Raw genomic sequence first — 4,923 nt, forward strand, 5'->3', positions numbered from 1 at the left:
GGTTTTCGCCATTTGCATCAAAGAGATTAAAGCCTCTTGCATACGTGCGCCACCGGTTGCAGGGAAGCACACCAAAGGAATTCGCTCTTCCAACGCGCGGTTAGCGGCACGCGTAAAACGCTCACCGACTACATAACCCATAGAACCACCGTGAAACTCAAACTCAAAGGCAACAGCAACTACCGGCATACCTTTTAAATTACCGCGCATAGCGATTAAAGCATCTTTTTCACCGGTTTTTTTCTGCGCCGCAGTTAAACGATCTTTGTACTTTTTAACATCTTTAAATTTAAGGCGATCGACAGGTAAAACATCCGTTGCTAGCTCTTCACGCGAACCGGCATCCAAAAATAAATCTAGGCGCTTGCGCGCACCTATACGCATGTGATGATCACACTTTGGGCACACGCCTAAATTTTTCTCTAATTCTGGGCGGTACAACACGGCGGCGCACTTCTTACAGTTCTGCCATAAGCCTTCAGGAATATTACTCGCGTTTTTACGCTCATCAGAACGTGCAACTTTAGGGACAATCTTATTAAACCAACTCATTATGCTGCCTCTGAACACCCTCGCAGGGTGCCTGCTCTACGATATATCGATTTTTCTGCCGTTACCTTATTGGTAACGCAATGAATAAACTAAGCTACGGCCATGGTGCCGTTATGCGTCCAACCCCTGCCGAATCTCGCCAACCTTTTCGCCTACTTTTTGGGCAATAGCTTCGGCAGAACCTTCAGCCATCAATGCCACTAGCACACTACCCACAACGGCACCTTCAGCACTTTGGCTAGCGGCTTTAGCGCTAACGCCATCTTTAATACCAAAACCCACCATCACAGGTAAATCAGTTGTTTTACGGATCGCGGCCACTTTCGTGATCACCGACTCCACATCCAAGTGGCCAGCGCCAGTAACGCCTTTAAGTGATACGTAATAAATAAAGCCTGAAGCCGATGCCGTAACATGCGCAATGCGAGCATCTGCCGTTGTTGGCGCAATCAAGAAAATATTGTGTATTCCTGCCGCTTTAAGCTCTACATCTAAATCAGCCGATTCTTCTGGTGGCAAATCGACAGTTAACAAACCATCAATGCCTGCCACTGCGGCAGCCTTTGCGAATTTTGCGTAGCCCATACGCTCTACAGGATTGGCATACCCCATTAAAACAATAGGTGTCGTCGCATTTGTTTTACGGAATTGAGCTACAAGGTCTAACGTGCTTGTTAAGCTAATGCCGTGCACTAAAGCTCTTTCGTGAGCGCGCTGAATCGTTGGCCCTTCGGCCATTGGGTCTGAGAATGGGACACCGATCTCAATAATATCGGCACCATTACTGACCATACTATGCAGGGTAAGTAATGTTGTCTCAGGTGTTGGGTCACCATTAACGATATAGGTAACCAACGCTTTGCGGCCTTCAGCTTTTAATGCATCTAGTGTTGTCGTTATTCGGTTCATCTTAAACTTTAATCCCATCAATTTCGGCAACAGTCAGAATATCTTTATCGCCACGCCCCGAAAGATTCACAATAATAATATCGTCTTTATTCATTTCGAGTGCCAGCTTCTCGGCATAGGCTATAGCGTGCGAAGATTCTAACGCCGGCATAATACCCTCTACGCGCGTTAAGCTGCGAAAGCCATTCATCGCCTCGTCATCATTAATCGGTACGTAACTTACACGACCCACATCTTTCAGCCATGCATGCTCAGGCCCAACACCGGGGTAATCTAAACCCGCGGAGATTGAATGTGTTTCAATGATTTGACCGTTTTCATCTTCCATCAAGTAAGTGCGGTTACCGTGAAGAATACCCGGCACACCATCATTAAGGGGAGCTGCATGCTTACCGGTTTCAACCCCATAGCCGCCAGCCTCAACACCAAACATCGCGACATCTTTGTCATTCAAAAAGGGGTGGAATAAACCAATCGCATTAGAACCACCGCCAACACATGCCACCAAAGCATTGGGCAAACGCCCCGTTTGCTCTAAGCACTGTGCACGCGCCTCTCGGCCAATAACACATTGAAAGTCGCGCACCAATTGAGGGTAAGGATGCGGGCCGGCAACAGTGCCAATAATATAAAAGGTGTTGTCGACATTGGTGACCCAATCGCGCATGGCTTCGTTCATGGCATCTTTTAATGTTTTAGAGCCCGATTCGACCGGTACAACCGTAGCGCCCAACAGTTTCATGCGGTACACATTCAGAGATTGGCGCTTAACATCTTCAGCTCCCATGTACACAACGCACTCTAATCCTAAGCGCGCGGCCACTGTCGCGGTTGCTACACCGTGCTGACCAGCTCCGGTTTCAGCAATAACACGTTTTTTGCCAGAGTGCTTAGCCAGCAACGCTTGCCCAATCGTGTTATTCACTTTGTGAGCACCCGTATGGTTCAGGTCTTCACGCTTCAAATAAAGTTGTGCACCACCCACTTTTTTCGTCCAACGCTCAGCAAAATACAGCGGCGACGGACGCCCAACGTAGTGCGCCAAATCATAATCGAACTCTCGGCAAAACTCCGCATCATCCTTCAAGCGGTCATACATTTCGCTTAACTCGTCCAGGGCATGAATCAGTGTTTCAGACACAAAACGCCCGCCAAACTGACCGAAGTGGCCTTTTGCATCAGGCAATTGATTAAAATCAGTGGGTTGCTCAATAATACTCACGGTATTCCTCAATTTTTGAATGTGCGCGCAGTAACAGGCACATAATATTTAGTTGGCTACATTCGCCATAAATTGCTTTATTAGGTTTGAATCTTTTACACCGGGGCTTGCCTCTAACCCGCCACTGACATCCACAGCCCAAGGGGCAACGCGATTAACAGCGCTAGCGACGTTGTTGGGGTCTAGACCGCCCGCCAAAATGAGCGGCTTGGCTATACCGCTGGGTATGCCGTCCCAGTCAAACGTTTCACCTGTGCCGCCTGGCACCCCTTTACGGTAAGCGTCTAACAATATGCCTCGCGCACCAACATATTCATTCGCAAGCCCAGCAATGTCGACACCCGGTTTCATACGTAACGCTTTGATATACGGACGATTATAACGCTCACAAGTTTGAGGCGATTCATAACCATGGAACTGCAGTAAATTCAAAGGCACCGCTTGTAAAATTTGCTCAACATCACGCGGCTCTGCATTCACAAAAAGCCCCACGACTGTCACAAACGGACCAGCCGCTAAAGCAATTTCACGTGCAACCGCAAGATCAGCAACATAGCGCGGGCTAGGAGGGTAAAAAACAATACCCAAAGCCTCTGCGCCAGCACCAGCCGCCACTTGTGCATCAGCTGCCGAAGTGATCCCGCAAATTTTAACTCGCACAGTGCGCGCCATAGCCAGTACACCCTTACCCAAAAAGGGCGCAATATTACCAGATTTACCGTAACGAAGGGAGTCCTGTCCATAGCGTATTACCTCAGTAATGGGAAGATAAATAACCGCTAGACAATCATGTAAAAGTAATATTAAAAGTACAGCTTGGGCGCCATAACTATTTTGCACATTTTTAAGAACTGGCGCTTGACTTTACATAGCCAAGTAGTGAAAATGTGCGCCCTTCGCGGGGTCAACCCGACGAAGAACTTGATGGCTAGGTAGCTCAGTTGGTTAGAGCACAGCACTCATAATGCTGGGGTCGGGAGTTCAAGTCTCCCCCTAGCCACCATCATGTTTCGGCTGTAATTTAGAAGTCGCTATTATGGTAACTCCGGTCTCTTCGCAACGATACGCTGTGAACTCCGCCAGGCCCGGAAGGGAGCAACGGTAACAGTATTATCGTGTGCTGAGATGTGCTGGAGTTGCCACCCAAAATAGCTTTGGCAATCAAGTTTTTGCTCTCTCGCTCGTTTAGTTTTTTTATCTCTGGCCGATCTTATGATCGACACTCCTCTATCATGGTGTCCATTTTTTAGCGCGTCAAGACCTTCTGAGCCAAATGCGGCAAATTCATCTCCCCCAAGACCTTTGTTAAACGCCCCGATGACATCGAAACATACTGACGCGTCGTCGAAATCATTGTATGGCCCAATATCTGTTGTACAGCGAAAATATCTGGCGCCCCTTCGGCAGGATTACATAGTCGTGTCGCGACCGTATGCCGAAACTTATGCGCCCCAACGCTCAACTCAGTATTTTTATTCACTCTCTTAAAGAAATCTGTGATCGCTCGGGCTCTCATTTGCCCTGCAACTTGCTCGCACGGCTTATATCGACCGTTGTGCCAACATACATTAAAGAGAGGATCTTCTGGAGCGAGAGACCGCCCCAACACTGATGAGGATTTCTGCATCACATCCTGAAACACATCCGCCAAGACTGGGTGCATTGGTATTGACCACTCACGATAAGTCTTTGAGCCTTGATGAGATAGCTTGATAACCATAAGTTCAAAATCAAGGTCATCTACGCGCAGACTGACGAGCTGTCTGCGCCTCATTCCAGTGAAATATAAGGTTTTGATAACCGCGAGCCAAAACCACGCAGGGTCATACCGCTGTTTATTATCATCCAGATGACTAAAGAGCTGCCAAAGGTCGTTATCTGACAAAGATTTTGATACGCCAGCCGGTACCGGTCCGGTCTTGACTGCTCGGAAATGATTGCTCTCGGCATAGCCTTGCGCGACTGCATAATCACCAATAATGCGCAGGTAGCGCAAATAACCGTTATACGTCACGGTTTTAGCGTTAGCTAATGTGATCCGCTTAAATTGAGCAATATCACGAACCGAGCATGCCCCAACTGAGCACATTGCTCTTATGTCAAACAACCGCCCGATTCGAATTATGGTAATACGTGTTTCTTCATTGAATACATTTAAATCGCAGTATTCAGCTGCAAGCTCTTCAAAATACATCTTAATCCCCTTTTACTCGCTCACAAACCTCCTCAAATGCAACGTT

5 protein-coding genes, 1 tRNA gene and 1 other RNA gene are annotated in these 4,923 nt (G+C 47.7%); 2 read left to right on the plus strand and 5 right to left on the minus strand.

Going from position 1 to position 4,923, the window contains the following annotated elements; all coding sequences use genetic code 11:
- The 4 genes from AC3A8L_RS19825 to AC3A8L_RS19840 form a co-directional block, all read right to left on the minus strand.
- Positions 1–552 (minus strand): acetyl-CoA carboxylase carboxyltransferase subunit beta (locus AC3A8L_RS19825; RefSeq protein WP_487964003.1); only part of this gene is annotated, 552 nt, incomplete at its 3' end.
- Positions 553–663: 111 nt separating this feature from the next.
- Positions 664–1,461 (minus strand): tryptophan synthase subunit alpha, encoded by a 798-nt coding sequence (gene trpA, locus AC3A8L_RS19830; protein WP_487964004.1) that lies wholly within the window; start codon positions 1,459–1,461, stop codon positions 664–666.
- A 1-nt stretch (position 1,462) separates the two neighbouring features.
- Positions 1,463–2,677, minus strand: a complete 1,215-nt coding sequence (gene trpB / locus AC3A8L_RS19835; protein ID WP_487964006.1) for a tryptophan synthase subunit beta — start codon at positions 2,675–2,677, stop codon at positions 1,463–1,465.
- Between the two features lie 54 nt (positions 2,678–2,731).
- Positions 2,732–3,343 (minus strand): phosphoribosylanthranilate isomerase, encoded by a 612-nt coding sequence (locus AC3A8L_RS19840; protein WP_487964007.1) that lies wholly within the window; start codon positions 3,341–3,343, stop codon positions 2,732–2,734.
- Between the two features lie 266 nt (positions 3,344–3,609).
- On the opposite strand from AC3A8L_RS19840, the gene AC3A8L_RS19845 reads away from it, so the two are divergent.
- A tRNA-Met gene (locus AC3A8L_RS19845) sits at positions 3,610–3,686 on the plus strand.
- Positions 3,687–3,726: 40 nt separating this feature from the next.
- An RNA gene (ffs, locus tag AC3A8L_RS19850) (signal recognition particle sRNA small type) lies at positions 3,727–3,822 on the plus strand.
- Between the two features lie 107 nt (positions 3,823–3,929).
- Here ffs and AC3A8L_RS19855 read toward each other — a convergent pair.
- A complete protein-coding gene (locus AC3A8L_RS19855) occupies positions 3,930–4,877 on the minus strand; it encodes a tyrosine-type recombinase/integrase (RefSeq protein WP_487964005.1) in 948 nt (315 codons plus the stop codon).
- Between the last annotated feature and the right edge of the window lie 46 nt (positions 4,878–4,923).

This window comes from Marinagarivorans sp. (genome assembly GCF_982758155.1).

What these genes read in the sequence shown, in the direction of transcription:
- trpA (WP_487964004.1), bottom strand. Translation starts at nt 1,461, where the DNA reads ATGAACCGAATAACGACAACACTAGATGCATTAAAAGCTGAAGGCCGC.
- AC3A8L_RS19855 (WP_487964005.1), bottom strand. Translation starts at nt 4,877, where the DNA reads ATGTATTTTGAAGAGCTTGCAGCTGAATACTGCGATTTAAATGTATTC.